The organism is Porphyrobacter sp. GA68, assembly GCF_022605525.1.
Taxonomy (GTDB): Bacteria; Pseudomonadota; Alphaproteobacteria; order Sphingomonadales; family Sphingomonadaceae; genus Qipengyuania_B.
The window spans coordinates 1,165,141-1,189,695 of the sequence record NZ_JAKQYJ010000001.1 but is presented as its reverse complement, the minus strand read 5'-3'; the positions used below and the strand labels follow the sequence as shown (position 1 = coordinate 1,189,695).

General features: G+C 63.4%; 27 protein-coding genes and 1 tRNA gene. 8 read left to right on the top strand and 20 right to left on the bottom strand.

What is annotated here, in order from left to right:
* From LHJ54_RS05940 to LHJ54_RS05930, 3 genes are read right to left on the bottom strand one after another with little or no spacing between them, the layout of a single operon-like run.
* Positions 1–1,047, bottom strand: coding sequence for a homocysteine S-methyltransferase family protein (locus LHJ54_RS05940; protein ID WP_228242993.1), 1,047 nt, complete (start codon positions 1,045–1,047; stop codon positions 1–3).
* Positions 1,040–1,972 carry a methylenetetrahydrofolate reductase [NAD(P)H] gene (gene metF, locus LHJ54_RS05935; RefSeq protein WP_228242992.1) on the bottom strand — a complete coding sequence of 311 codons (933 nt, stop codon included), beginning with the start codon at positions 1,970–1,972 and terminating at the stop codon, positions 1,040–1,042. Before metF ends, LHJ54_RS05940 begins: the two co-directional genes overlap by 8 nt.
* On the bottom strand, positions 1,969–2,973 hold the full coding sequence (locus LHJ54_RS05930) for a metalloregulator ArsR/SmtB family transcription factor (RefSeq protein ID WP_228242991.1): 1,005 nt from the start codon (positions 2,971–2,973) through the stop codon (positions 1,969–1,971). Before LHJ54_RS05930 ends, metF begins: the two co-directional genes overlap by 4 nt.
* 170 nt (positions 2,974–3,143) lie before the next feature.
* Between LHJ54_RS05930 and LHJ54_RS05925 the strand changes: the two genes are divergently transcribed.
* Positions 3,144–3,893 carry a Crp/Fnr family transcriptional regulator gene (locus tag LHJ54_RS05925; RefSeq protein WP_228242990.1) on the top strand — a complete coding sequence of 250 codons (750 nt, stop codon included), beginning with the start codon at positions 3,144–3,146 and terminating at the stop codon, positions 3,891–3,893.
* Here the strand turns inward: LHJ54_RS05925 and LHJ54_RS05920 are convergent.
* Positions 3,890–4,144: a hypothetical protein gene (locus tag LHJ54_RS05920; RefSeq protein WP_228242989.1), complete on the bottom strand. Its 255-nt coding sequence runs from the start codon at positions 4,142–4,144 to the stop codon at positions 3,890–3,892. The genes LHJ54_RS05925 and LHJ54_RS05920 overlap by 4 nt on opposite strands.
* A gap of 231 nt (positions 4,145–4,375) precedes the next feature.
* Between LHJ54_RS05920 and LHJ54_RS05915 the strand changes: the two genes are divergently transcribed.
* Both LHJ54_RS05915 and LHJ54_RS05910 read left to right on the top strand, forming a co-directional pair.
* Complete coding sequence (locus LHJ54_RS05915) at positions 4,376–5,875, top strand: NAD(P)/FAD-dependent oxidoreductase (RefSeq protein ID WP_228242988.1); 1,500 nt, start codon at positions 4,376–4,378, stop codon at positions 5,873–5,875.
* Between the two features lie 52 nt (positions 5,876–5,927).
* Positions 5,928–6,692, top strand: coding sequence for a molybdopterin-binding protein (locus LHJ54_RS05910; protein WP_228242987.1), 765 nt, complete (start codon positions 5,928–5,930; stop codon positions 6,690–6,692).
* 10 nt (positions 6,693–6,702) lie between these two features.
* Here the strand turns inward: LHJ54_RS05910 and LHJ54_RS05905 are convergent, their stop codons facing one another.
* From LHJ54_RS05905 to LHJ54_RS05875, 7 genes are all read right to left on the bottom strand, one after another.
* A complete protein-coding gene (locus LHJ54_RS05905) occupies positions 6,703–6,879 on the bottom strand; it encodes a hypothetical protein (RefSeq protein WP_228242986.1) in 177 nt (58 codons plus the stop codon).
* A gap of 174 nt (positions 6,880–7,053) precedes the next feature.
* The gene (rplA, locus tag LHJ54_RS05900; RefSeq protein ID WP_228242985.1) at positions 7,054–7,755 is read right to left on the bottom strand and encodes a 50S ribosomal protein L1; all 702 of its coding nucleotides are present in this window, start codon (positions 7,753–7,755) and stop codon (positions 7,054–7,056) included.
* 4 nt (positions 7,756–7,759) lie between these two features.
* Positions 7,760–8,191 (bottom strand): 50S ribosomal protein L11, encoded by a 432-nt coding sequence (gene rplK, locus LHJ54_RS05895; RefSeq protein WP_228242984.1) that lies wholly within the window; start codon positions 8,189–8,191, stop codon positions 7,760–7,762.
* A gap of 293 nt (positions 8,192–8,484) precedes the next feature.
* On the bottom strand, positions 8,485–9,021 hold the full coding sequence (gene nusG / locus LHJ54_RS05890) for a transcription termination/antitermination protein NusG (RefSeq protein WP_228242983.1): 537 nt from the start codon (positions 9,019–9,021) through the stop codon (positions 8,485–8,487).
* Positions 9,022–9,070: 49 nt separating this feature from the next.
* A complete protein-coding gene (gene secE, locus LHJ54_RS05885; protein WP_228242982.1) occupies positions 9,071–9,265 on the bottom strand; it encodes a preprotein translocase subunit SecE in 195 nt (64 codons plus the stop codon).
* Between the two features lie 189 nt (positions 9,266–9,454).
* The gene (locus tag LHJ54_RS05880; RefSeq protein WP_228242981.1) at positions 9,455–9,604 is read right to left on the bottom strand and encodes a hypothetical protein; all 150 of its coding nucleotides are present in this window, start codon (positions 9,602–9,604) and stop codon (positions 9,455–9,457) included.
* 123 nt (positions 9,605–9,727) lie between these two features.
* A tRNA-Trp gene (locus LHJ54_RS05875) sits at positions 9,728–9,803 on the bottom strand.
* Positions 9,804–9,918: 115 nt separating this feature from the next.
* Here LHJ54_RS05875 and aat point away from each other — a divergent pair.
* On the top strand, positions 9,919–10,629 hold the full coding sequence (gene aat / locus LHJ54_RS05870) for a leucyl/phenylalanyl-tRNA--protein transferase (RefSeq protein ID WP_228242980.1): 711 nt from the start codon (positions 9,919–9,921) through the stop codon (positions 10,627–10,629).
* Here aat and LHJ54_RS05865 read toward each other — a convergent pair.
* The 4 genes from LHJ54_RS05865 to LHJ54_RS05850 form a co-directional block, all read right to left on the bottom strand.
* Positions 10,545–11,072, bottom strand: coding sequence for a DUF2155 domain-containing protein (locus LHJ54_RS05865; protein ID WP_228242979.1), 528 nt, complete (start codon positions 11,070–11,072; stop codon positions 10,545–10,547). The genes aat and LHJ54_RS05865 overlap by 85 nt on opposite strands.
* The gene (locus LHJ54_RS05860; protein ID WP_228242978.1) at positions 11,069–11,521 is read right to left on the bottom strand and encodes an NADH:ubiquinone oxidoreductase subunit NDUFA12; all 453 of its coding nucleotides are present in this window, start codon (positions 11,519–11,521) and stop codon (positions 11,069–11,071) included. The genes LHJ54_RS05865 and LHJ54_RS05860 overlap by 4 nt, the downstream gene beginning before the upstream one ends.
* A 97-nt stretch (positions 11,522–11,618) precedes the next feature.
* Positions 11,619–12,134, bottom strand: coding sequence for a DUF192 domain-containing protein (locus LHJ54_RS05855; protein WP_228242977.1), 516 nt, complete (start codon positions 12,132–12,134; stop codon positions 11,619–11,621).
* The gene (locus LHJ54_RS05850; RefSeq protein WP_228242976.1) at positions 12,121–12,750 is read right to left on the bottom strand and encodes a regulatory protein RecX; all 630 of its coding nucleotides are present in this window, start codon (positions 12,748–12,750) and stop codon (positions 12,121–12,123) included. The genes LHJ54_RS05855 and LHJ54_RS05850 overlap by 14 nt, the downstream gene beginning before the upstream one ends.
* A 145-nt stretch (positions 12,751–12,895) precedes the next feature.
* Here LHJ54_RS05850 and LHJ54_RS05845 point away from each other — a divergent pair, with 145 nt between their 5' ends.
* Positions 12,896–14,635, top strand: coding sequence for a fatty acyl-AMP ligase (locus LHJ54_RS05845; protein ID WP_228242975.1), 1,740 nt, complete (start codon positions 12,896–12,898; stop codon positions 14,633–14,635).
* Here the strand turns inward: LHJ54_RS05845 and LHJ54_RS05840 are convergent.
* Positions 14,632–15,648: a sensor histidine kinase gene (locus LHJ54_RS05840; RefSeq protein WP_228242974.1), complete on the bottom strand. Its 1,017-nt coding sequence runs from the start codon at positions 15,646–15,648 to the stop codon at positions 14,632–14,634. The two genes, LHJ54_RS05845 and LHJ54_RS05840, sit on opposite strands and share 4 nt — an antisense overlap.
* A gap of 209 nt (positions 15,649–15,857) precedes the next feature.
* Here LHJ54_RS05840 and LHJ54_RS05835 point away from each other — a divergent pair, with 209 nt between their 5' ends.
* The 3 genes from LHJ54_RS05835 to LHJ54_RS05825 are packed head-to-tail and all read left to right on the top strand — an operon-like array spanning position 15,858 to position 18,123.
* The gene (locus LHJ54_RS05835) at positions 15,858–17,072 is read left to right on the top strand and encodes a toxic anion resistance protein (protein ID WP_228242973.1); all 1,215 of its coding nucleotides are present in this window, start codon (positions 15,858–15,860) and stop codon (positions 17,070–17,072) included.
* Positions 17,072–17,821 carry a hypothetical protein gene (locus LHJ54_RS05830; protein ID WP_228242972.1) on the top strand — a complete coding sequence of 250 codons (750 nt, stop codon included), beginning with the start codon at positions 17,072–17,074 and terminating at the stop codon, positions 17,819–17,821. The genes LHJ54_RS05835 and LHJ54_RS05830 overlap by 1 nt, the downstream gene beginning before the upstream one ends.
* Positions 17,821–18,123 carry a polyhydroxyalkanoic acid system family protein gene (locus LHJ54_RS05825; RefSeq protein ID WP_228242971.1) on the top strand — a complete coding sequence of 101 codons (303 nt, stop codon included), beginning with the start codon at positions 17,821–17,823 and terminating at the stop codon, positions 18,121–18,123. The genes LHJ54_RS05830 and LHJ54_RS05825 overlap by 1 nt, the downstream gene beginning before the upstream one ends.
* A gap of 158 nt (positions 18,124–18,281) precedes the next feature.
* On the opposite strand, the gene LHJ54_RS05820 is transcribed toward LHJ54_RS05825, so the two are convergent.
* The 4 genes from LHJ54_RS05820 to LHJ54_RS05805 form a co-directional block, all read right to left on the bottom strand.
* Positions 18,282–19,085: a class I mannose-6-phosphate isomerase gene (locus LHJ54_RS05820; RefSeq protein WP_228242970.1), complete on the bottom strand. Its 804-nt coding sequence runs from the start codon at positions 19,083–19,085 to the stop codon at positions 18,282–18,284.
* Entirely contained in the window at positions 19,082–20,110 is a 1,029-nt protein-coding gene (locus LHJ54_RS05815) for a mannose-1-phosphate guanylyltransferase (protein ID WP_228242969.1), read from the bottom strand. The genes LHJ54_RS05820 and LHJ54_RS05815 overlap by 4 nt, the downstream gene beginning before the upstream one ends.
* A 96-nt stretch (positions 20,111–20,206) precedes the next feature.
* Entirely contained in the window at positions 20,207–20,926 is a 720-nt protein-coding gene (locus LHJ54_RS05810; protein ID WP_228242968.1) for a TonB family protein, read from the bottom strand.
* A 128-nt stretch (positions 20,927–21,054) separates the two neighbouring features.
* A complete protein-coding gene (locus tag LHJ54_RS05805; protein WP_228242967.1) occupies positions 21,055–24,495 on the bottom strand; it encodes a TonB-dependent receptor in 3,441 nt (1,146 codons plus the stop codon).
* Positions 24,496–24,555 lie beyond the last annotated feature (60 nt).

Genomic DNA, 24,555 nt, shown 5'->3' with positions numbered 1-24,555 from the left:
CTAGGCGGCCAGGGTGAACGGCTCTAGCCCCGCCAGCCGCATCTGCGCCCGGTCCTGCGGCACCTTGCGCGGCGCAAGCCCCGCCACCGCCGCAGCTATCGCTGCGATGTGGTCGGGGGTCGAGCCACAGCAACCGCCGAGAATGTTGACCCGTCCGGCTTGCGCCCATTCGCTTACCAGTGCGGCCGTAGTCGTTGGCGCTTCATCATACTGGCCCAGTTCGTTCGGCAGCCCGGCGTTGGGATAGGCAAGCAGCAGCGTGTCGGCGAGGCCGGATAGCAACTGGATGTGGGGCCGCAACTGTTCGGCCCCGAAGCTGCAGTTGAGACCCACGGCCACTGGCCTGGCGTGACGTACCGCATGCCAGAACGCTTCAACCGTGTGGCCGGACAGGTTGCGCCCGGACAGGTCGGTCAAGGTCAGGGAGATCATCATGGGTACGTCGCGATCAAGCTCGCGCTCGAGCTGCCTGACCGCCATTATCGCGGCCTTGCAGTTCAGAGTGTCGAAAACGGTTTCGATCAGGATGAAATCGGCACCCCCGTCGACCAGGGCCGCGCATTGTTCGTAGTAGACCGCGACGATGTCATCGAAGGTGACTTCCCGATAGCCGGGATCCTCGACATCGGGCGACAGCGACAGTGTCTTGTTGGTGGGTCCGACAGCTCCGGCGACGAAGCGCGCCGTATTGTCGCGGGCACAAGCCTCGTCGACCGCTTCCCGGATGATGCGGGCCGCCGCGAGGTTGATATCACGCACCAGCGCTTCCGCGCCGTAATCGGCCTGGCTGATGCGGTTGGCGTTGAACGTGTTGGTGGCGAGCACGCGCGCGCCGGCCGCAATGTAGCTGTCGCAGATCTGCCGCACGAGGCCGGGCTGCGTCAGGTTTACCAGATCGTTATTGCCTTTCTGGTCGCGATCCAGATCCATGGCGCCGGCGTAGTCCTGCGCGGAAAGCCGCGCCCGCTGGATTTCCGTGCCATAGGGGCCATCCTTCACCAGAATGGCCTGAGCCGCAGCGTCGAGCAGTTCCTGCCGCTTACTCACCCGATCGCTCCTTGGGTCGCATCCCCAGCATGTGGCAAATCGCGTAGGCGAGTTCGGCGCGGTTCAGCGTGTAGAAGTGGAATTGCCGAACGCCGCCCGCGTACAACCGGCGGCAAAGTTCTGCTGCCACGGTGGCGGCGACCAGCTGCCGCGCAGCCGGGCGTTCATCCAAGCCTTCGAACAGGCCGTCCATCCAAGCGGGGATTTGCGCTCCGCAAGATCCGGCAAACTTTCGCGCCTGCGCCACGTTCGTGACCGGCAGAATGCCTGGAATGACCGGCGCGTCCACTCCGCTCCGTTCGAGCGCGTCGCGAAACCGGAAAAAAGTGTCGGCGGAAAAGAAGAACTGGGTAATGGCCCGTGTCGCTCCGGCGTCCAGCTTGCGCTTGAGATTGTCGATGTCCGCCTGCGGGCAATCGGCGTCAGGATGCTTTTCCGGATAGGCGGCAACAGAAATGTCGAAGTCGGCAATGTCTTTTAAACCCCGCACAAGCTCCTCGGCATTGCGATAGCCGTTGGGATGCGGCACGAATGGCGCGCCCGGCTCTCCGGCGTCGCCGCGCAGCGCCACAATGTGACGGACACCATCGGCCCAGTACTGCTCCGCCACCGCGCGGATGTCGTCCTTGCTGGCATCCACGCAGGTCAGGTGCGCTGCGGCCGGGATGCGGGCTTCCCGGATGATGCGCGACACGGTGGCATGGGTCCGTTCCCGCGTGGACCCGCCGGCGCCATAGGTCACCGAAACGAAGTCAGGCCGTAACGGCTTGAGCTGCTGCACAGCGTCCCATAGCTGCGCGTCCATCTTTTCCGATTTTGGCGGAAAGAACTCGAAACTTGCAGAGATGTCGCCGGGCAGCGCGGCGAACAGCGGAGTGTCCAGCGCAGTGCGCGCCTCCCGCATCTGATCAAGGGTGGTCATCATGCCCGCGCTCTTTTTTCAAGCGGCATGGCTGCGGACAGGTCGGCTGGCCGCACCGCTGTGAGCGGTTTGCGGCCTGGCCAGATCTTCACGACCAGTTCCCCGCCCTCGAGCGTTACGAAAGGCTCCGGTTCCAGTCCGGCGGCGCGCAGCAGCTGTCCGATGACTTCATCGCTAAAGCCGAGCCTGACGTGAGCATGACGCTCCCGCAGATCCTCGCGCTGGTGCGCCGCGAAATCGACGATGACGATCCGCCCGCCCGGCGCCAGCACGCGGCCGGCTTCGGCCACCGCGCGCGCCGGGTCGATCGCGAAGTGCAGCACCTGATGCAGCATGGCTGTCGAAAAGCGGTGCGATGCAAAGGGCAGACTGTGAAAATCGCCTTGCACCAGTTCGACCCGCTGGGCCGGCAGGTGCTGCAGCTTGGCCCGGGCCACCCGCAGCATCTCCGGGCTGTTGTCCAGCGCGACAACCCGCTGCGCCTGCGCCGCGAACAGTTCAGCCATCCGTCCCGACCCGGTGCCTAAATCGAGAAAGTCACCCAGTGGCTCGTCCTGCAGAAGGGCGGCAAGCGCAGCCTCGACGATCGGGTCGGGGCTGTGGAGCTGGCGCAGGTGGTCCCAGGCATCAGCGTGCTGTGCGAAATAGGCCGCCGCATGGTCTTCGCGCGCGCGGCGGATTGCGTCCAACTGTTCCCGGTCGGCGCGGCAAAGGGCGGCAAATTGTTCATCTTCCGCCTCCGCGATGGCGAGAGTGCGGGCGACCGCCCCGGCGAGCGGGTTCGGCCGTCCATCCACCGTGCGCAGGAAAACCCAGCTTCCCTCGCGCCGCCGTTCCGCCAAGCGCGCGTCGCACAGGATCGCGACGTGGCGTGAGACGCGTGGCTGGCTTTGCCGCAGCACCTGAGCCAGTTCGCCGACAGCCAGTTCCATGGAGCCAAGCAGCCGCAGGATGCGCAACCGGGTCGCATCGGCCAAAGCGCGGAAGATCGTCTCAGTCTGCATTGCCCGAGCACATATAAAGATATTATTATATGTGTAAATCGCTTGGGTGAAGTCGGGATAGGCAGTTCATCCCCTTCCTTCGCGGCGTTGGGTCATGACCTAGCGAGTTGCCAAGGGCCTACGGTGCATACATACTCGCGCGGCAACAGGCATTTTGGGGGGCCGCCAGCTTGGAACAGTTTCCGCTTACCGGGCGCTTCCTGATGGGACGGCTGCGTCATGCCATGACACCGGAAGAGCAGCAGATCGTCGAAGATCTTGTCACGACCACCGAGGTGCTTGCCGACGGGACCCACTTTGCCCGCCGGGGAGAGGTGCTGGACCGAAGCACGATCCTGATCAAGGGTTACATGCTGCGCACCATTACCCTGGATGGCCGCCGCTCGATCGTCAGCGTCCAGGTTCCGGGCGACTTCGTCGACCTGCACGCCTTTGCCCTGAAGCGGCTCGATCACGACATCGTCAGCGTCGGAGAGGCGTTGGTCGGCTATGTCCTGCATGACGATCTGAAGAAGGTTATGGCAGAGCAGCCGCACCTTGCCCGCATTTTGTGGTTCTCCACCCTGCTTGATGCGGCGATCCACCGTGAATGGATCTGCCGTCTCGAACAGTTGCAGGCGGCGCAGCGGGTTGCCCACATCTTCGCCGAATTATGGTATCGGCTGGACATGGTCGGGATCGGCATGCCCAATCTGGTCCGCACGCCGCTCACGCAGGTGCAGCTGGCCGAAATGTGCGGGGTGACATCCATTCACATGAACCGCGCGCTGGGTCAGCTGCGCCGTGAGGGGATCGCCGATTTCAGGCGCGGCACCCTTTATGTGGAAAACCGCGCGCAGCTGGAGAAGTTTGGAACATTCAGCCCAAGCTATCTGTACGGTGATGCCGAACTGGGTATCGTCGATGAACTTTCCAGCTAGTCCGACGTGGAAGCCGCAGCACTGCAATCTTCCTGGCGCTCATGAGGCACTATCATCCAGTAGCTCTGGTCGCGGCGACCGAGCCTGCGCAATTGGCCTTTTCGAACGCCTCCGCAGAAGAGCGGAGCGGTGCGTGCCTTGACGTCATGCTGGAGCCAGCTGAGCACGGCGTGCGCATCGCCCGCTTCGAACTCGATCAGTTTGTCACCCGCTTCTCCCGACGCAGGCAAGCCCACCGCAAGCCGTTCCATCGCCGCCCCTTCCCGAATACGAGTGGTTGAAATAAATGTTCTACAAAGATAAGTCAAACGAAACATTTGTATCAGCTCGTCGTGTCGTTAGTAATTTATTGCCCTGCTCACGTTATCTGCGCAGCAAATGCTCGATGGAAATGAAGATCCCGTGATGGCTTCCCAGTGGGAGAGGATAGGTTACGGTGCGCGGCGCGGAATGACCCCCCGCCGAGTCCATGAGAGGCGAGAATGAGCACAAGCGATAGAGTGGATGTACTGATCGTTGGCGCGGGACTGTCGGGTATCGGCATGGCAGCGCACCTGACACAGAAGTGTCCCGGCCGAAGCTACGCCATCGTCGAGCAGCGGCAGGACATCGGCGGCACCTGGGACCTGTTCCGTTATCCCGGCGTACGTTCCGATAGCGACATGCACACGCTGGGGTTCGTGTTCGAGCCGTGGAAGCATGAAAAGAGCATCGCGGATGGCCCCGCGATCCTGGATTACCTGCGCACCATCGCGGACGAGCGAGGTATTCGCCCGAAGATCCAGTTCCAAACGAAAGTGATCAGTGCCAATTTCGACAGCACCGCGGCCTACTGGACCGTTGAGGTGGAGCGAAGCGGCGGTACGCGCGAACACTTGACGGCGCGCTGGCTGTACCTGGGCGCAGGATATTATGACTATGACGAACCCTATCAGGCGGGTTTCGACTTCAGCAGCTTTGGCGGCACGGTAGTCCATCCGCAGTTCTGGCCCGCCGACCTCGACTATGCGGGCAAGCAGGTGGTCGTGATCGGTTCCGGTGCAACCGCCGTGACGATTGTACCCGCCATGGCAGGCAAGGCGGCAAAGGTCACGATGCTGCAACGCACCCCCACCTGGATGTTCGGCCGCCCGGCCAGAGACGGGATCGCCAACCTGCTGCGCAGCATCCTGCCCGAGGAGCTGGCCTATCGACTGACCCGGTGGAAGAACGTCAAGATGCAGGATCTGGGTTACAAGCGGGCCAGGGCCAAGCCCGCCAAAGTCGGCGCGATGATGCACAAGCGGATCAGGAAAGTGCTGGGCGGGAAGTACGAACCTGCCGCTTTCACCCCGCCCTACAATCCATGGGAGCAGCGGGTGTGCCTGGTTCCCGACGATGACCTGTTTCACGCCATCCGCGACGACCGGGCGCAGATCGTCACGGACACGATTGCCGCGGTTGAGGAGAAAGGCATCCGTCTTTCGTCAGGCGCGTTCCTGCCGGCGGACGTAATCGTAACAGCGACCGGCCTCAAACTCGCCGTGGCGGGCAAGATCGCCGTACTGCTGGATGGGCAAGCCGTCGATTTCAGCCAGCGCTTCTATTACAAGGGTTGCATGTTTTCCAACCTGCCGAACCTGGCGGCGGTGTTCGGCTACCTCAACGCGAGCTGGACGCTGCGCGCGGACCTCAATGCCGATTACGTCTGCCGGGTGCTGAACCTGATGGAGGAACGCGGCGCGGACATCGCTGTGGCGGCGCTGCCGGGTGAACACGGGCTGACAGAAGAGGATGTGTTCGATTTCTCTTCAGGCTACATCCAACGCGCGCTTCACCTCATGCCCAAAAGCGCGACGCAGTGGCCTTGGCGGCTGAGCCAGGATTACCAGCTCGACCGCCGCCGCATGGAACGCGACCCGGTGGACGATGGTATTCTGGTCTTGCGCAAAGCAGGCCCGGCAGGCCAGCGCAACGACACGGTGCTGGAAGGCGCGGCATAGCCTTGCTGCGCGCCGCTGGCGCCTCCCCCCGCTTTGCGTTAGGCACAGCCCAATGAGCAGCAATCCTGACCGCATCTTCACCGCCGGCCTTTGCATCATCGGCGATGAAATCCTGTCCGGCCGGACGCAGGACAAGAACATCGCGCAGATCGCCCGCTGGCTGCAGGTGCAAGGTATTCGCCTCGCCGAAGTCCGCGTCGTCGCGGACGTGGAAGACCGCATCGTGGAAGCGGTGAACGCCTTGCGTAACGCCAATGACTATTTGTTTACGACTGGCGGCATCGGCCCCACACATGATGACATCACGGTCGATGCTGTCGCCAAGGCGCTGGAACTGCCGGTCATCATTCACCCTGAGGCGCGGGCCATCCTTGAACGCTATTATGCCGACAAGGGTGGGTTGACCGACGGTCGGCTCAGAATGGCGCGTGCGCCACAAGGGGCGGAGTTGATCCGCAACCGAATGTCCGGCGCGCCGGGGCTGAAAATCGGCAACTGCTTTCTCATGGCGGGAGTGCCGCACATCACCGCCGGTATGCTGGACGCGCTGACCGGCACACTGGAAGGCGGATTACCGCTGCTCACCGAAACGGTCGGCGGATTTATCCCGGAAAGCGAGGTCGCGGACTTGTTGCGGACGATCGAAGGTGCGCATGATCGCTGCCAGATCGGCAGCTATCCATTCTTCCGCGAAGGCCGGGTTGGTTCCAATTTCGTGGTGCGTTCAACCGACGCGGATGAACTGCGCGCCTGTGTCGATGCGATGTGCGACGCGCTGTCGGGCGCGGGCTGGGACTTTACGCCCGGCGGCATCTGATTAGCCGGGCCTATTCACCCCGCCGCTGCTCGTCCAGGTTGATTTCGTCGCGCACCTGCCGCGCGCCCTGCTCCGCCTGGGCGATGCTGCGAGGGCTGTCCTGCTTGTTACGACCGCGTGCGTAGTAAATGGCAATGAACAGCGCGATTGCACCGATGCCCGTCACCAAAATCCACATCCAACCCATGATAAACCTGCCTTCCCATCGTTTCTCCGAGAGATACGCTTGGACCGCACAATCTTTCCGCCTGCCTGCGGTACCGGCTCTGTTCACACCCCCGTGCAGGCCAGCCTTCACCAAAGAAAAAGGGCGAGCCGTGCTGGCCCGCCCTCGATAATGGTTAAAGGAATGTCGGACGGTTCAGGCGCCCTCGACCTCCGCCAGGTCGACCTTGAGGCCGGGACCCATGCTGGATGTCATCGTAACCTTGCGGACGTACTTGCCCTTGGCGCCGGCAGGCTTCGCCTTCACGATCGCATTGGTCAGTGCCTGGAAATTGGCCTTGATGGCTGCGTCGTCAAAGCTCATCTTGCCGATGCCAGAGTGGATAATGCCCTGCTTTTCCACCCGGAATTCCACTTGGCCACTCTTGGCGTCCTTGACCGCCTGTTCGACGTTCGGCGTCACCGTTCCCAGCTTGGGATTGGGCATCAGCCCCTTGGGACCGAGCACCTTGCCGAGCCGGCCCACCACGCCCATCATATCGGGCGTCGCAATGACCCGGTCGTAGTCCAGGTTGCCGGCCTGCATGTCTTCCATCAGGTCTTCGGCCCCGACCTTGTCCGCTCCGGCGGCCAGCGCCTTGTCGGCATTGTCGCCGCGCGCAAAAACCGCAACGCGGACATCCTTGCCGGTACCTGAAGGCAGCGACACCATGCCGCGAACCATCTGGTCGGCATGGCGAGGATCAACGCCAAGGTTCATGGCGACTTCAATGGTTTCATCGAACTTGGTCTGCTGTCCGAGGTCACGCAGCACAGCCAGTGCTTCGTCCACCGTGTACAGCTTTTCGCGATCAATCTGCTGCGCGATGGCCTTCTGCCGCTTGGTCAGTTTTGTCATCAGTTCAGCCCTCCACCACTTCAAGGCCCATGGAGCGGGCGGAACCTTCGATGATCTTCATCGCCTGCTCGATGTCGTTGGCGTTCAGGTCGGCCATCTTCGATTCGGCGATCTCGCGCACCGCGGATTGCTTGATGGTTCCGGCCGAAACCTTGCCCGGCTCTTTCGAACCCGACTTCAGGTTGGCCGCCTTCTTGAGGTAGAAGGATGCCGGCGGTGTCTTGGTGACGAACGAGAACGAGCGGTCGGCATAGACGGTGATTACCGTCGGGATCGGCGCGCTCTTTTCCAGATCCTGCGTCGCAGCGTTGAACGCCTTGCAGAATTCCATGATGTTCACGCCGCGCTGACCCAGTGCGGGCCCGATCGGCGGGGAGGGGTTGGCGGTACCCGCAGGCACCTGCAGTTTGATGTAACCGGTAATCTTCTTGGCCACGATGGGCCTCCTTTCTCACTGTCGGCGTTGCCTGTTGCGGCAAAGCCTCATGGTAAGCGGTTCGAGCGGCTTGCAGCGAAGCGAGCCTCCCGCATGGGTTCCCGATGTCTGGGATACGCCGCACATACTCAATCCGTGCGGAAAAGCAATGGTCCCGCGCCGCAAGCAGCACGCTCACCTCTGCAGAAAAATCACGATGTGGTACAGCTTAGTACCGTCGAGATGATCTGCTGACCATCGCCTGATTGATGAGCCGCTCCGCCTTGACCTGACGCGCCGCTGGCCCCGTGGAGTTACTTGACCAGTTCGACCTCGTCGAAGCCGAGCTCCAGTGGCGTCGCGCGGCCGAAGATCGACACGGACACCTTGACCCGCGCCTTGTCGAAATCGAGTTCTTCCACAACACCGGTGAAGGTGGCGAAAGGTCCGTCCAGCACTTTGACCTGATCGCCAATCTCGTAGGCGACGCTGATCTGCGTCTTGGGCGCAGCCTTGGCCTGTTCCACCCCGCCAAAGTAGCGCGCGGCTTCTTTTTCGGAAATCGCCTGGGGCTTGCTGCCCGACCCGAGGAAGCCGGTAACCTTGGGCGTGTTCTTCACCAGGTGATACACATCGTCCGTGAGGTTCAGCTTGGCCAGCACGTAACCGGGCATGAACTTGCGTTCGGTCTGCACCTTCTTGCCGCGCTTGATTTCCGTGACCGTTTCGGTGGGCACCTCCACCTGCTCAACTCCGTCCGACAGGCCCAGCCGCTCCGCTTCCGAAAGGATTGCGTCGCGCACCTTGTTCTCGAATCCTGAGTAGGCGTGAATGATGTACCAGCGTGCCATGGATAATCCTGAAAGTTGGGCGCCGGCGGAGCCGTGCTCCACCGAAAAATCAGATGAGTTGAAGAAGCCAGCGCACCACAGCGCCGAAAGCTGAGTCTACGCCGAGGAAGAACAGCGACAGGATCAGCGTGAGGATGAACACGAAGATGGACGTACGGATCGTCTCTTCACGAGTTGGCCAGACCACCTTGCGCCCTTCGGCGCGGACCTGACTGATGAATTCGGCCGGAGATTGCTTTGCCATGATCCTCGTCACTTCCTGCTTGTGCGTCGCTCACATAAGCGCCGCCGCCGCCCCGGACAACTTGCGGGAAGGCGATGGCGTCCTTCATTGTGGGAAGAGCACCGCCCGTCTATGCCGGGCGTCTGCGAAAAGCAAGAGAGTGGGAGCCGACGGGGCCAGAGAGTGACGGGCGCCCGGCAACGCTTCCGTTCAGCGGCGGCCGAACAGTCGAGCCAGAAAACCAGGGCGTTCCATGGGCTGGATACGGCCATAGGTGCGCAGTCGGATCGACTCGTCGCAATACGGGCGCGGTTGTACCCAGCTGTCGGGTCGGCTGCTGCGGACGGTATAGGTTGACATGGTTCGCCTCCTCAAACCGCAACGCGCGGTTCGTCGAGGATAACAAACGGCTCGCCGCACAGGTTCCCGCGTTAACTACGATTGTTGCGCAAACCTTGACGGGTGTGTCATTTTGGCAAAGGGTGGCAGGGGTGACAGGATTCGAACCCGTGGCCCTCGGTTTTGGAGACCGATGCTCTACCAGCTGAGCTACACCCCTGCAGTCGGTCCGGCGCCCTTACCTGCTGGTCCGACACCTGGCAAGCACCCGTTATAGGACGCCAGCTTGAACGGTTTGCCGGGTTCGCGCGTTGTGCGCACCGGAGACCCCGAAGATGCACGCCCCCGCCGCCCCGCCCCTGCCTGTTCCGTTGCTGCTACAGGCGTACCGCGCGGGAGTGTTTCCGATGGCAGACGGGCGCGATGATACCGAGGTATTCTGGGTCGAGCCGCGCGAGCGAGCAATTCTTCCGCTGGATGGCTTCCACATGTCGCGCAGTTTGCGCAAGGTGCTTGCGCGAGACCGCTTCGAAGTAACCTGCGACCAGGCTTTTGCCGAGATCATCCGGCATTGCGCCGCCCCCCGCCCCGATCAGCCTGACAGCTGGATCAGTCGCCGGATTGAGGCAAGCTACCTGGCGCTGCACCGCGCCGGGCACGCCCATTCGATCGAGTGCTGGCTGAACGGCGAACTTGCCGGCGGGTTGTATGGCGTCGCGTTCGACCGGGTGTTCTGCGGCGAGAGCATGTTCTCGCTCGCGGACAATGCGTCCAAGGTTGCGCTCGCCTGGCTGGTGGCGGCCATGCGGCGAGCCGGCTATCTGCTTCTCGATTGCCAATTCATTACCGGGCATCTCGCAACGCTTGGCGCGCAGACAATTTCACAGACAGAATATCGCAAATTGCTTGCCGCGGCGACCGGACCTTGTGCCCGCTCTATTCCGCAGGCGATATCGTCACTTCAAGCCGCTGGCGCGGACGGCGCAGCAGGCCCATCCTCCTCCCCTGGAAAGCTCATTGCGCAATCCTTCACCCAGACATCATAGATCGGGTGCTCCACGACATTGAGGCTGGGCGAGTTCTTGAACAGCCAGCCTGAAAAGACGCGTTGCCAGGACGGTTCCTGTCCCTCCCCGCCGCGCTGGTTCACCAGCACCTGAACAAACGCGCCGGTTTCCGGCGGCACTTCCCAGGGAGCGGTCCGCTCGCAGGCTGACAGGCGCACGATCAGATTGCCAAGCCGGCGCGCCTCTCCGGGGCGCATCTCCAGATCCTGCGTCAGGTTGTTGCGCTTGTTGAGGACGCCGATTGTCGCCACCCGCTCGGCCATCGGAGTGCCGATCGCCTCGGCATCGGGCGCGGGCGGCGGTGGTGCTGCTTCAAGCAGCTCCTCGGGCACCTCAGTTTCCTGCGGCGCAGGTGGTGGCGGAGCTTGGGTGCAGGCGGCAAGCGCGCCCAGTGCGACAACCGCGCTCCAGCGGCCGATCATGAGTCGCTGTTCCGCCGGTAATCCGCCCCTTCGCCGTCGGGAGACCACGCCTCGTAATCGCCGTAGGTCCGCACCCTCTGCCCACCGCGCTCCAACGCGCCCTGCGGACGGTAGGCATCGGCCGTACCGGTGGCGTTCGGCGTGTATTCCGCTTCCCAGATGCGGGCAGGGGGCAGGTGGCTTTCCGGCACGTCGTCGAACGATCCGTGCAGCCACCCATGCCATTCAGGCGGCACCCGGCTCGAATCATTGGCACCGTTGTAGATGACCCACCGCTTCTCCGCTCCGGCGGACCTTGAGCGACCTTCGTTCGCCCGCCTGCCGCGCAGCCGGTAGTACACATTGCCCTGGGCATCGGTGCCGACCTTTTCGCCGCGCCTTGCGGTGAACAGCTGGGTGCCGATGGTCGCACCGTTCCACCAGGTGAAGATCTTGGAGAGGAAGCTCATACTGCGGCCGGTTAGCGGATTTGGCAGCGACGGGAAAGCGGGGAGTAACGCTCACCGAGGCTCAATGCGCAGGCGTGGCAGCGAACCACCCCTTTGATCACCACTCCACCAGGTCGCCCGGTCCAATCCCCAGTTCGCCGGCACGGCCGCCGCGCAGTTCGAGCACCAGGCTGGCGGGGGCGTCGGACAGGTACTGCTCTTCGGACATCGGGCGGGTGTTGGCCGCGATGTTGATGATGCGTCCGTCAGGGCCGATGAAGATGATATCCAGCGGCAGGGGCGTGTTCTTCATCCAGAAGCTTTGCATGCGCGGCGGGTTGTACGGGAAGATCATCCCTTCGTCCGGCCCGAGTGTCCGGCGTTCCATCAGTCCGCGCTGCTGCTGCGCATCCGTGCGAGCAACTTCCACGCGGAAGCGGTGCTGCCGGCCATCACTGGTGACTGTGAGCGGCACGACCTCCAGCCCGCTGACCGGATGTCGCGCGACCGCATCTCCCTGCGCTGCCGCTGTGCCGGCGTTCGCCTGCGGCTGAGCCGGTTGCGCCTGGCACGCCGCCATTCCTGCGGCGACAAAGCCGGCCAGCAGCACGCGGCTGAATTCAAGACCTGTCATCCCCATCCTCCGCTTCATCCACCCACCGCTCTGCCTCCGCTTGGCTCGTAAAGGCGAGCACGGTGCGGGCAATTTCAAACGCATGTCCCGCGCGCAGCAGCGCGGCGAGTTGCTTGTCCTGCCTGGCGCCGGATTGCGCAAGCATTTCGTAGCCCGACCTGTCCCCAGACGCGTCAGGCTCGTCTTTTCCGAAAGGTGCAAATCCGCGCTTCCTCGCCATGTCGAGCGCGGCTTGACGCTGCCGCCGCTCGTCGGGCCGGGCAGCGGCGCGCACATCCTCGGCGATGCCCGCTTCACGCAGTGCCGCTTCGACCCGGCGGGGGCCATAACCTCGCCGCGTCAGGGAGCGGGACCGGCCCTGGGCAAACCCTGCGTCATCGACATAGCGATTGGCGATGGCCCGCTCCACGATGGCGACAACCGCATCTTCCGGCCCGCCGCTTTGGCCCTCCGCCCAGCCCCGTTCGCGCAGCTTGCGCCTCAGGTATAGCTCCAGCCTGCCCGCACTGGTGGCGAACCGCGCCACATAACCCAGCGCCAGCTCCTCCAGCGCCGCGCGGCCAAGCGGAACGGGCGGTCGGCGTTCCCTGCTGCGTTGGCCAGAACCCTGCTTCATCGCCTGCTCCTCTGCCACAAGGAGTGCGCGCCCAGCAACGCTGCACTCGGGGAACCAGCCGTTAAGGTCCGAGAAACTTGCCTGATGCGCAAGCAGGCCGTAACACGCCGTTCACCATTGACGGGGTTACGCAACAAAAGGCCTTATGACCGACGCTGGACTCACCCCCACGCCGAACGATTGTCCGCAGCCACGCCGCCGCGCAGACTTCGCGACGTTCGCTGAAGCGCTTGATTACGCGGCCGGAAGCAGGAAGGGGCTGAACTTCTACGACGCGCGCGGCAATCTGGAGCGGCCTTACCCGTACTCCCTGATGCGGACGGACGCGCTGGGCCACGCGCGGCGGCTGGTGGCTGGCGGCATCGGTCGAGGGGACCGGGTCGCCCTGATCGCCGAAACCTCACCCGAGTTTGCGGCGCTGTTCGCCGCCTGCATCTACGCCGGAGCCTGGCCGGTTCCCCTGCCTCTGCCGACGAGCTTCGGCGGGCGCGAAGGATATATCGAACAGTTGGTCAATCAGCTTGCGAGCTGCGACCCTGCCTTGCTGCTCTATCCGGCCGAGATCGCCGAAATGGCGGAAACTGCAGGTCGCCGCCAGGGTTGCGAAAGCGTCAGCTGGGAAGATTTCGCCGGGCGCAGCGCTCCGCAAGTGGATCTGCCGACCGCGCGGGCCGATGATATCTGCTATCTTCAATATTCCAGCGGCTCGACCCGGTTTCCGACCGGTGTCGCAGTGACCCACCGCGCGCTGCTGCACAATCTCTTCGGCCACGCCACCGCCGTTGACCTGGGCGAGAACGACCGCGTGGTCAGCTGGCTGCCGTGGTATCACGACATGGGCCTGGTCGGTTGTCTGCTGTCGCCGATCGCCAACCAGGTCAGCGTGGATTACCTCAAGACGGAACATTTCGCCCGGCGCCCGCTCGCCTGGCTGGACCTCATCAGCCGCAATGCGGGCAACACGATGTCCTATTCGCCCACGTTCGGCTATGACATTTGCGCCCGCCGCATTTCCAGCCAGTCACATGTAGCCGACCGGTTCGACCTGTCGCGCTGGCGCACTGCGGGCAATGGCGCGGACATGATCCGGCCCGATGTCATGCAGAACTTCGTCAACGCGTTTGCCGAAGCAGGCTTCCGGGCCAGTGCGTTCACCCCCTCCTATGGCCTCGCCGAAGCGACGCTGGCGGTCACTGTCATGCCGCCGGGCGAGGGCATCCGGGTCGAGCTGGTGGAGGAAGAGCGCCTGTCGGGTGCCCCCCGCAACCTGTCGCGGCCGGCGCGTTACCGCGCGATCGTCAATTGCGGCAAGGCGCTGCCCGGTATCGAGGTCGAGATACGCGGAGAAGGCGGCGCGGTGAAGGCGGACAGGCAGATCGGCAAGGTATGGTGCCGCGGCGAATCGGTCATGCACTCCTATTTCCGCAACGAGGAAGCGACGCGCGACTGCCTGGTGGACGGCTGGCTTGATACCGGGGACATGGGATACATGGCCGATGGCTATCTGTTCATCGTCGGCCGGGCCAAGGACATGATCATCATCAACGGCAAGAATCACTGGCCGCAGGACATCGAGTGGGCCGTGGAACAGCTGCCCGGCTTCAACCACGGAGACATCGCCGCATTCTCGCTGGAACTGGAAAGCGGCGAGGAAACTGCCGCAGTCCTGGTGCACTGCCGTGTCTCAGAGCCGGAGGAACAGCTGAAGCTGCGTCAGCAGATCCGCGAAAAGGTGCAGGCAGTTACCGGGATGAACTGTGTCGTCGAACTGGTCCCGCCGCGGACACTCCCGCGGACCAGTTCGGGCAAGCTGAGCCGGGCGAAGGCGAAAAGGCTGTACCTGTCGGGCGAGTTGCAGCCAATCACCCTGCGCGAAGCAGCCTAGCAGCTGATTTTCACAAAGAAGCGGACGGCAACACCGTCCTTGCGCCACTCCACGCTGGCCTTCGCTCCCGGCAGTGAGCCCATGCGTTCCAGCAATTTGAGACCGCCGCCAGGTTGCGCGGGTGGCGTAACCGGCCCGCCGCCCTCTTCCACCCACAACAATGCCAAGCGCCCGTCTTCAAGGGACGCAGACAGGATGATCCGCCCCTCGTCGCCAGACAGCACCCCGTGCTTGAGCGCATTGGTCTGCAGCTCGCCAAGGATCAAGGCCAGTTGCTGAACCGCCTCGTCGTTCAACGTGGCGTCCGGCCAGCTGGTCACTTCCACCCGGTCTCCCGCTCCGCTCGCGCGGAGTATCTGCTGCAATGCCTCGCCTGCGCTCAGCCGCTCCCCGCGGTGTACCGCCAGAAAGTCCTGTGCCCGCGACAGGGCGCCCAACCGCTGTTCAAACCTGGCAGTCAGATCCATTACGTCGGTGGAATGGCGGGCACTCAACCGCAGCAAAGAGGAGATCACCGCCAGCTGGTTCTTGAACCGGTGCCGCATCTCCCGCGCCACTCCGTCGAGCAGCTCAATTTCCCGCTCGGCAGCTGCCCGCCGGTCGCGTTCCGCCTCGCGTTCGCCGACTAGCGCAGTCACATCGCGGGCGAACAGCAGAATGTGCGGCGCTACGTCAGCGGACTCGCTGACCGGCTTGGCGTCAAGCTCGCACCACCGCATGACGCCGTCAGCACCGGGGTAGGCAACTTCCGCCCGCCCGGCCCGCCCGGCGCGCGCATCGGTGATGGTCTTGGCGGCCGAAAGGCTGTGCTCTTCCGGCCAGTAGCCCAACCAGTCCGCGAGACTCAGCTCCTCTGCGGGAGAGATCATCAGGTGCCGCCGGCCTGCCGGGTTGATGTAGCTGAACCTGTCATCCGGGCCCAGCAGCATGATGCACTCGTCGCTCTGGCTCAGGACCAGCGACAGCATGTCGGTCGTCCTGCCGGCAAGGGTGCCCACATTGCGGTTGTCCATAGAGTTGCGACCCCCGGTTCCCACCATCCATCGCAAGCGTATCACACAACGCGAAGGCGACGCGAGTCAGTTTACGGGAACCACCGGGACGGCGCCACCTTGATTGCCGTGTTTTAGCTCCTTAATACAGGTTTGGTCCGACTGGCAGAGCATTGCGCTCGCACCGGGGGCAAGGCACAAACGATGCTGGCGATTTGGCGGAGAGGTTCATGAGCGCGAAACAGACGGCAACCGCAACCAAGACGGAATTCGAACTCACCCCGCCCGATCCCGTACCTGCCGTGGCACCCGAGAGCGCGATCGGCCTCGTTCCGGTCAGTGAAGAGACGAAATCCAAATTAGATCAGAAGGTCGAAGCCTATGTCGCCGCCCTGGTCAGCGAAGACGCCAACTCGCCGGAGTTCGGCAGAAAGGTCGACCAGTTGACCAACATGGGGCGCAAGGAAATCGCCGCGGCCAGCGGGATGTCCAACCGTTTTCTGGACCGGCCGCTGCGCGCGATGGACAAGGACGAGGGTGTGGGTGCCAACCTTGCCGAACTGCGGCGCACGGTGGAGACGCTGGACCCCAGTCGCCGGGGCAAACTGACCGGGCCGCGCAAGTTGCTGGGGATCATCCCTTTCGGCAACAAGCTCAACGATTACTTCCGCTCTTATCAGAGCGCGCAGACCCATATTCAGGAAGTGCTGTCGAAGCTTGCCAACGGCAAGGACGAACTGCTGATGGATAATGCGGCCATCGACGTCGAACGCGCCAAGCTGTGGGACGCGATGGGCAAGCTGGAGCAGATGATCCACATCTCCCGCTCGCTTGACGAGAAGCTGGAGGACAAGGCCGCAGAACTCGACGCCACCGATCCGGCAAAGGCCAAGGCGATCCGCGAAACGGCGCTGTTCTACGTTCGGCAGCGGACGCAGGATCTGCTGACCCAGATGGCCGTCAGCGTGCAGGGGTATCTGGCGCTCGATCTGGTCAAGAAGAACAATGTGGAGCTGGTGAAAGGGGTCGACCGCGCCAGCACGACCACGGTTGGCGCTCTGCGCACGGCCGTCACCGTCAGCGAGGCGATGACCAATCAACGCCTGGTCCTGCAACAGATCACCGCGCTCAACGACACCACCGCCGGCATTATCGATTCAACCGGCAAGATGCTGCGCGAACAAACCGGCAAGATCCATGAACAGGCCGCTTCCTCGACCATCCCGCTGGAAGTGCTGCAACGCGCGTTCCAGAACGTGTATGACACCATGGACGAGGTCGACCAGTTCAAGCTGCGTGCGCTCGACTCGATGAAGCAGACGGTGAACGTGCTGTCCGACGAGGTGGAGAAGTCAAAGGGCTACATTGCGCGCGCGGAAGGTCAGGCAAAGGCGCAAGCGCGGGTTGAGGCGTCCGAACCTTCGCTGCTGTCGCTGGAGGGTTGATGAGCGACCTGGTCCGCCTCAGCGATCGCCTTATCGAAGACGCCCGCCGGGTGCGGGATGATAATCGCATGGGCGGTCGGCACAGGCGTACCCGCGCCAACTCGATCGGCAGCGGCTCATGGCGCATGAAGCTGCGCCACTGGCGGCGCAAGGTGGTGCGGATCATCCTGGCGGTGTTTGCCATTCTGCTGGCCGCGGTGATCAGCGGGCTGGTGATCGGCGGCATCGGTTTTCTGGGCATCTTCCTGACCTTCCTGGCGCTGGTCACGGCGGTTGTGGTGCTGGCGACCTTTCCGCGCCTGAAGCCGCCTACGCGTGCCGCCATCAACAAGGGCGATGTCAAGCAGATGGTCGGCCGCACCGAGTTGTGGCTGGAACATCAACGGCCCGCGCTTCCGCCGCCGGCTGTGCGGATTGTCGACGACCTCGGCGTACAACTCGACGAACTGGGGCTGCAGTTGCAGAGCGTCGATCAATCCCATCCGCAGGTGCGTGAAATCCGCCGTCTGGTGGGCGAGGTGCTCCCCGAAACGGTGGACAGTTACCGCGCCATTCCCGCGCATTTGCGCAGCGAACGGCGCGGCGGCGCATCGCCCGATGAACAGGTGACTGAAGCGCTGGGCCGGATCAGCGCGGAAATCGACGGGATCACCCGGCAACTGGCCCAAGGGTCGCTGGATGACCTCGCGATCAAGCACCGCTATCTTGAGTACCGTTCCACCGGGAACGCTGACGGAGGGTCGAACTGATGCGCGTCGCTGTTCCGCACAATCTGCCCAAGGAGGAAGTGCGCCGCCGGCTGCGGGAACGCAGCGGCGAAATAGCCAACTTCATGCCCGGCGGGATGGCCCAGGTGCAGACCGGGTGGGTGGATGAAGACCGGATGAACCTGACCGTTGGCGCGATGGGTGCCGAAGTCAGGGGCGATGTTCTGATCGAGGAAGGCCAGGTCATATTTCAGGTCACGCTGCCAGCGATGCTCTCTTTCATGGAGCCTGCCGTTGCCAAGGCGATCGAAGCGGGCGGTCAGAAGCTGCTAACCAAACAGTAGAACACCACAAGAGATGGCCGCGGTCGCGACATTTGCTTGCGCGCTGCGCGGCAGGTCCGCTTTGGGCCGTGGCTATTCTGGCGGTAACGCCGCGCCCGCTTTTGGCCCAGTGGGAACAGCCGGACTGCTCCAAATAGGCGAAAGGATACGCCCGCAATCTACCCGGCAGTTGTCAGGATAAGCGAACGGGAGTTCTCCTCGAAGCGCGCTTCGCCGATATCCTCAGCCCAGCCACAACCACCCGGCTCAACCCTTGCGCCGCTCTCCAAGTGGACGATGCCGTCCAGTGGGAGGATCATCAGCGGCTTGTTGAACGCCGCACTCACTTGGTCAGCCGCCGCTCCAGCAACGTGAGCAAGCCGGAAATGCGGTCCGTCTACCAGGATGGCGGTTTCATCAGCCGCCACGTGCCGATGATTGCCGCCGTCATACCGGCCGCGATCGGCAACCCGCAATCCTTCTTCCAGATGCAGTTCGCGCGGTCGGCCATAGTCATAAAGCCGATAGGTGACATCGCTGTTCTGCTGCAGTTCGGCAATGGTCAGGCCGGCTCCGATCGCGTGCACCGTCCCGGCTGGCAGGTAGAAGAAATCGCCGGCCTTTACCCGATGCCAGGTCAGCAGCTGCTCTATTGAACCATCCTGCGCCGCTACCCGCAGTGCGTCGGCCGTAATTGCCTCGTCGAATCCGATGGCCAGCCTGGCATCCGGGTCTGCATGAAGGATCAGCCAGCATTCCTCTTTCCCGCGCGTGCCGGCAGGCGCGCGAGCATCATCGGGGTGCACCTGCACCGACAGTGCTTCGGAAGTGAACAGGTACTTTGCCAGAAGTGCATCGAGTGCTGGCGGCGGTTCGAACCAGATTTCGCCGATCCGCTTGCCTGCGGGCGCAGCAAACGGGTCCGGCAACTGGTCGCATCCCCACGGTTTTTCGACCAGCTTGGGTTCAAGCAGTGCGTTCATTGCTGCACCGCCCCCGCCAGCTTTCCGACGGATTGGGCGTGCGCTCGCGAAGTTACCAGCACGTCGTCTCCATCGATAACCACCACCACATCCTCCAGCCCCACGACCGACACGCGCGGTCCGTCGCTTTCCACCATGACCCTGCTGCATTCGCGCAGCTCGACCTTACCGCGTGTGTGGTTGCCCTGTTCATCGCACGGGCGCACGGTGTGCAGCGCGTCCCAGTTCCCGATGTCTGACCAGCCCATATCAGCCGACACGACCGCCGCACGGTCAGTGTTCTCCATAACCGCGTAATCGACCGATTCGGCCGAGATGGCGGCGAACGGCTCCGCCGCCGGGTATATCGCCGCGCCGCACCGTTTCGCCTGTGCCATGGCCTCAGCAACGCCCCGCGCCATTTCGGGCCGGTGCCGCCCGAGTTCCTTGACGAAATCGCCGGCAGCAAACGCAAAAATACCGCCGTTCCAGCAGTACTGTCCGCTAGCCAGGAACTGCTGCGCGGTCGCGGCATCCGGCTTTTCCACAAAGCTGTCGACCTGAAATCCCTCGCCAAGCGCGGCGCCCTTGCGGATGTAGCCGTACCCTGTTTCTGGCGCTGTCGGTTCAATCCCGAACGAGACAAGGCGCCCTTCTCGCGCCAGTGCGATCGCCTGCCTTACTCCGGAGATGAACGCTTCATCGTTGGCGATGTAATGGTCGCTGGGACAGACCAGCATGATCGCATCTTCAGGCAGGGACAATGCGGCTAGTGCGATCGCAGGCGCGGTGTTGCGCGCCGCAGGTTCGACAATGAGCGTGAGTTCATTGCCACCCTGCTCACGAATAAGGGGTTCGTGCGCGGCCCCGGCTACGACGATCGGCGGAGCGAACATGTCGCGATCACTTACCCGATCCAGCGTCTGCTGGAACAAAGTACGCTCCCCCAGCAACGGCAGGAACGGCTTAGGCCGGTCGCGACGACTGCGAGGCCAGAGGCGCGTTCCGCCGCCACCGCACAGGATGACCGGTTGGATCAGGGTCATGGTTGGGAGGTAAACCTTTCTAGCGTGGAACAAAAACAATTCTGCGGGAACGTGGTTCCACGTTCAAGCCGCGCATGGAACACACTAGAAAGGGCGTCAGAACCAGCGTTGCCGCCAGCCGTAGGTTCCGGCGACCGGTTCACCATCGGCATTGCGCGCCGGCTCAAACCGAAACCGTTCCACCGCAAGCTCGCAGGTGATGCGGTCCGCTTCGGGATCGGGACTGGGGGATGCGACGCGGCAACCGGTCGGCCGGCCATCCGTACCGACCGTCAGGAAGATGGTAACTGAGCGGCCACGGCGAATTTCCCGTCCCCCGGGTGGTGTCGGATAGTCAGCGGCAGAGTTGATGTCGCCGGCGATCTTGACGGGCTGCGTCGGCGTGAAGCGGCCGCCCTGCCCGTCACCGCCGAAGCCGCTCCCGGCTCCACTCCCGACACCCCCCGCCCCCGTACCCTCGCCACTGGCTGCGGCCCCGGCGCGGGTAGCGGCCCCGGTGGAGGAAACCGGCGGCAGGGGTATCGGCGGTTGCAGCGGAACGCGCACCTCCGGTGCCTCTGCGGGGCGTGGCACGGCTTGCCTGCCGGGCGCGCCTTGCGCACCTTCGTCCGGGCGGTCCTGCGGAGTTGGTGGCGGAACAGGCTCTGGCACTACAGGCGTCACGATGGTGATGGCCTCCAGCCCCTGTCGCTCCAGCGAGGCGACGAAGTCAGGGGCTAACGCGCGGGCAAGGCCATACAGCGCCAGCCCATGCAGCAGCATGACAATTGTCAACGTTCCAAGGTTCGGTCGCCGGTCGGCAGACGTATCGCTCATCCGCACAAGATAGTCAGAGGGCTGCTGCGGGCCAAGCGTGGCTCGCATCTTCGCGGCCCTAGGGCTGAAACGAGAAAAGGCGGCACCCTTGGGCACCGCCTCTTCCCTTTTTGTCCTGGCGCGGGCGATCAGAAGTCGTAGTTCACGCCGAATTTGAGGCGCCACACTGACGACGACACATTGATGCCGTTGTCGCTGTCAAACGTTCCGATGCCGTTCGCGTTGGTGAAGATGTAGCGGCCTTGCAGATCGACGCCGCTCACCTGAGCAATGTCCTGGCGTCCGGCGAAGTCACGGCGGCGCTGAACGTTCCAGTCACTGTCGAGCAGGTTCAGGAAGTTGTCGACCATGGCGTAGACGCGCAGGCGATCATTGCGGCCGAACAGGCGGCCGGGGCCGGGCAGTTCCTGCGACAGCTGCAGATCGACGTCGAAGAACCAGTCGTTCGAGCAGGTGTTGCGATCGATGGTACGACCGGCGAAGTTACGCGCGCACTTCAGTCCCTGAGCGAAGTCCGCCACCTGCTGCGCTACACCTGGTGCGGACAGCGGCGACACATTGGGGTCGCTCGCACCGGTCGGGATGTAGGCGAGCGCGTTGTCGACGCCGGACGCGTTGTCGTTGAACACCGACCCGCCGGTAAACGTCAGACTGTAAGGCCGACCGGACCGAGCAACAAAGGTCACGCTCAGACGCGTCATCAGGTCGGAAAACACGGTTTCGCCGAAGCTCGTCGCCAGAGAGATGTTGTGCCTGCTGGAGAAGAAGCCACGCGATGCCGCCGGATCCTGCCGGTCGAACGCCGCCGTCAGGTCGTAGTTTGACCCGGCGGTGGAGTTGTACATGTTACGGCGATCCTGTGCGTCGGAGAACGCGTAGCCGAGGCTGAAGAACGCCGAACCACCTTCGGTGAAGACGCCGCGATCAAACTGCTTGGACAGGATGAAGGAGGCGTTGTGGCTGCGGAACCCGCCTGAATTCGTCAGCATCAGCTCGTCCTCCCGCGCCGTGGTGACGCAGGCGGGGCTGAACCCTTCGAAGATGGGGGTGGGGGTGATGTCCACCAGACGCGCCGAACAGCCCGGGTTGAGCGGGTTTATCGTCACATAGATCGGGCGCCCGTCGATGGTGAACCCGTTTAGACCCAGACTGCGATTGGGTGTCTGGCTGAGGTCCACCACTGTGTAGGGGTTGCGATACTTGCTGTAGATGTAGTCGAGATTGATGTTCCACCCGCTGAAGAACCCTGCGGTCGCGAAATCCAGGGTCGACTGAAGCCCGGCGTTGAGCCGGAGCACCGACGGGACCTTGATGTCGGGATCGATGGATTGTGTGAAGCCCTGCCCGGCGGCCGCCGTGGCGCTGGCAGCATTGCGGAAGCACGCCGGGACGCCCGTGAACTGGCCGTTGACCACCACGTCGATCTGACCGGTCGGACAGCCTGCCGCCTGTGTGGTGCCAAGGGCAAACGCGCTGCCGTCGTTCTGGAAAGCGTTGCCGAACCAGACCAGCGGATCGCCGCCCGAAAAGACGCCCGCGCCCGCGCGCAGCTGAGTGCGGGAGAACACGGAGAAGTCGGTGACGTCATAGGTTAGAGCGATGCGGGGCATGACGATCGGGTCAAGGTTGCTGAACCCGGTGTTGTTGTTGATGCCGTAGCGGGCGACGAAGTTCCGGTTGAGGTCGGGACGACCGCCATCATACCATTCGACACGAACACCGGCGGTCAGGCCGAGCTGGTCGGTCATCTGCCATTCGTCCTGGGCAAAGGCGGAGTAGATGGTCCGGGTGAACGCGGCGGCGGCACTGTTGATGTCGCCCGTCGCGGTGACGTTGCCAAAGGCGCCTTCGGTCTGGCCGGTCACGACGTTTGCCGGCTGCGTATTGGTCTGGTTGTTGCCGGTGCCCGGCGACAGCAGACCTTGGCGCAGATCGTTGACGTTGCGGAATACCAGCGTGCCGGTCGCGTTCTGCACGAACAGGTTGAACAGGTCGGCGTGGTTCACTTCCCCGCCGAACTTGAACTGGTGCCGGTCGGCGTCCAGCCTCAGCACGGCGCGATACTGATCAATGATTGTTCGCAGGTCGTTTGCGGAGCGCGAGGTGCCCGGCCCTGCCAGTACCGTTCCGCCACCCGTTCCAGCGGCGTTGGGCACGCCAACGATGATACGGGGAATGGGATTGGCCGACTGCGCTTCGCCGCCGCCGATCGGATCCTGGATGTCCTGCACTTCGGAACGCGAGTAACGCAGTTCCGTGGATATCCGGTCCGTCCATTGCGAGTACAGACGGGCCGAGTAGTAGTTCGAGCTGGTTCCGCTGAGCGAGAAGGTGTTGAGACCCGTGATCTGAGGCGAGGTTGCCCCGGTGAAGAAATCGTCCGGGCGTGTCGCCGCTTCCTCCAGACGCTGATAGGTGGCCTCCAGCCGGTGATCGTCTGTGATCTGCAGATCGCCGCGCACGAACCAGCGTTCGTTCTTGAACGGCCGATTGGTGACCAGCGGCCCGGTATCGATGCCGTACACATCGCGGAGTACCTGTGAAATCTCGTTGAACTGGGTGACCGTCACCCCGGCCAGCTCGTTCGCGTAGCCGCCGCCTGCCGGTCCGTCGTCCTGGGACTGGCCGGCAGTTTGCCGCTCGTAAGCGCCGAACAGGAACAGCCGGTCGCGGATCACCGGTCCGCCAAGATAAACGCCCCACCGCTTTTCCGGCTCAATCGGAGCGACCGGACGGCCCGCAACAGTGTCACCCCGCAGATCGCTGTTAGAGTATTCGAAGAAGCCGCCAAACTGGTAGTCATTGGTCCCCGACCGCGTCACCACGTTGATGGCGCAGCCGGTGAAGTTTCCGAAGTCGACATCGAACGGCGCGAACTGCACCTGGGTTTCACGCACCGCGTCGAAGGGAACTGGAGTTGACGAGCGCGACGAGAAGCCGGTGTCGTTCAAGCCGTAAACGTCGCCCTGGCTGATGCCGTCGACGGTAAAGGCGTTGCCGCGGTCGTTGCCGCCGAGACAGGAGATACGGTCTTGCCCCGACCCGCCATCATCCCGGTCCAGGCTGACGCGCGGATCGATGCGGATGACATCGCGCACGTCCCGATTGAACGTGGGCGCATTGGCCAGCACCTCGGCAGTGAAGCTGCTGCCGGGACCAACCGCCAGCTGGGTAAGCCTGGCACGTGCGCCGGTCACCACGATGACATCGCCTTCGGTTGCTGCGGTTTCAAGCGCGAAGATCAGCTGGGTGTTGCCCTGCAGGTTGAGGAAGACGTCCTGGACGGACTGACCTTCCAATCCCGCAGAGATAGCCGTGACAGTGTAAGGGCCGCCCGTGGTCAGGCCGTCGAAACGAAACCGGCCGTCATTGCTCGTGCTGCTCGTGCGCTGCTGGTTCGTCCGCGTATCGGTTACCGTCACCGTCGCCCCGGCCAGCGGCGTACCGTTCTGATCGGTTACCTGCCCCTGAATACCGGACGTGATCTGCTGCGCGGCCACGGGGGTCGGCAGGACAGCGGTGGTGGTCAGGCCCGCGACAGAAGCGGCCAGGAGGTACTTGAGTTTCATCGCTTTATGATCCCTTCACGGCGATTAACTTTGTAGATGGGGCGGGTGACCGGCGGCTGC

Coding starts and splice junctions, on each gene's coding strand:
- LHJ54_RS05865 (WP_228242979.1), bottom strand. CDS start 11,072: ATGATCGGCCGCTGGAGCGCGGTTGTCGCACTGGGCGCGCTTGCCGCC.
- LHJ54_RS05840 (WP_228242974.1), bottom strand. CDS start 15,648: ATGGACAACCGCAATGTGGGCACCCTTGCCGGCAGGACGACCGACATG.
- nusG (WP_228242983.1), bottom strand. CDS start 9,021: ATGGCACGCTGGTACATCATTCACGCCTACTCAGGATTCGAGAACAAG.
- LHJ54_RS05845 (WP_228242975.1), top strand. CDS start 12,896: ATGACCGACGCTGGACTCACCCCCACGCCGAACGATTGTCCGCAGCCA.
- LHJ54_RS05805 (WP_228242967.1), bottom strand. CDS start 24,495: ATGAAACTCAAGTACCTCCTGGCCGCTTCTGTCGCGGGCCTGACCACC.
- LHJ54_RS05915 (WP_228242988.1), top strand. CDS start 4,376: ATGAGCACAAGCGATAGAGTGGATGTACTGATCGTTGGCGCGGGACTG.
- LHJ54_RS05910 (WP_228242987.1), top strand. CDS start 5,928: ATGAGCAGCAATCCTGACCGCATCTTCACCGCCGGCCTTTGCATCATC.
- LHJ54_RS05815 (WP_228242969.1), bottom strand. CDS start 20,110: ATGACCCTGATCCAACCGGTCATCCTGTGCGGTGGCGGCGGAACGCGC.
- LHJ54_RS05835 (WP_228242973.1), top strand. CDS start 15,858: ATGAGCGCGAAACAGACGGCAACCGCAACCAAGACGGAATTCGAACTC.
- LHJ54_RS05880 (WP_228242981.1), bottom strand. CDS start 9,604: ATGTCAACCTATACCGTCCGCAGCAGCCGACCCGACAGCTGGGTACAA.
- aat (WP_228242980.1), top strand. CDS start 9,919: ATGCACGCCCCCGCCGCCCCGCCCCTGCCTGTTCCGTTGCTGCTACAG.
- secE (WP_228242982.1), bottom strand. CDS start 9,265: ATGGCAAAGCAATCTCCGGCCGAATTCATCAGTCAGGTCCGCGCCGAA.
- LHJ54_RS05830 (WP_228242972.1), top strand. CDS start 17,072: ATGAGCGACCTGGTCCGCCTCAGCGATCGCCTTATCGAAGACGCCCGC.
- LHJ54_RS05905 (WP_228242986.1), bottom strand. CDS start 6,879: ATGGGTTGGATGTGGATTTTGGTGACGGGCATCGGTGCAATCGCGCTG.
- metF (WP_228242992.1), bottom strand. CDS start 1,972: ATGATGACCACCCTTGATCAGATGCGGGAGGCGCGCACTGCGCTGGAC.
- LHJ54_RS05920 (WP_228242989.1), bottom strand. CDS start 4,144: ATGGAACGGCTTGCGGTGGGCTTGCCTGCGTCGGGAGAAGCGGGTGAC.
- rplA (WP_228242985.1), bottom strand. CDS start 7,755: ATGACAAAACTGACCAAGCGGCAGAAGGCCATCGCGCAGCAGATTGAT.
- LHJ54_RS05810 (WP_228242968.1), bottom strand. CDS start 20,926: ATGAGCGATACGTCTGCCGACCGGCGACCGAACCTTGGAACGTTGACA.
- LHJ54_RS05850 (WP_228242976.1), bottom strand. CDS start 12,750: ATGAAGCAGGGTTCTGGCCAACGCAGCAGGGAACGCCGACCGCCCGTT.
- LHJ54_RS05825 (WP_228242971.1), top strand. CDS start 17,821: ATGCGCGTCGCTGTTCCGCACAATCTGCCCAAGGAGGAAGTGCGCCGC.
- LHJ54_RS05930 (WP_228242991.1), bottom strand. CDS start 2,973: ATGCAGACTGAGACGATCTTCCGCGCTTTGGCCGATGCGACCCGGTTG.
- LHJ54_RS05860 (WP_228242978.1), bottom strand. CDS start 11,521: ATGAGCTTCCTCTCCAAGATCTTCACCTGGTGGAACGGTGCGACCATC.
- LHJ54_RS05855 (WP_228242977.1), bottom strand. CDS start 12,134: ATGACAGGTCTTGAATTCAGCCGCGTGCTGCTGGCCGGCTTTGTCGCC.
- LHJ54_RS05820 (WP_228242970.1), bottom strand. CDS start 19,085: ATGAACGCACTGCTTGAACCCAAGCTGGTCGAAAAACCGTGGGGATGC.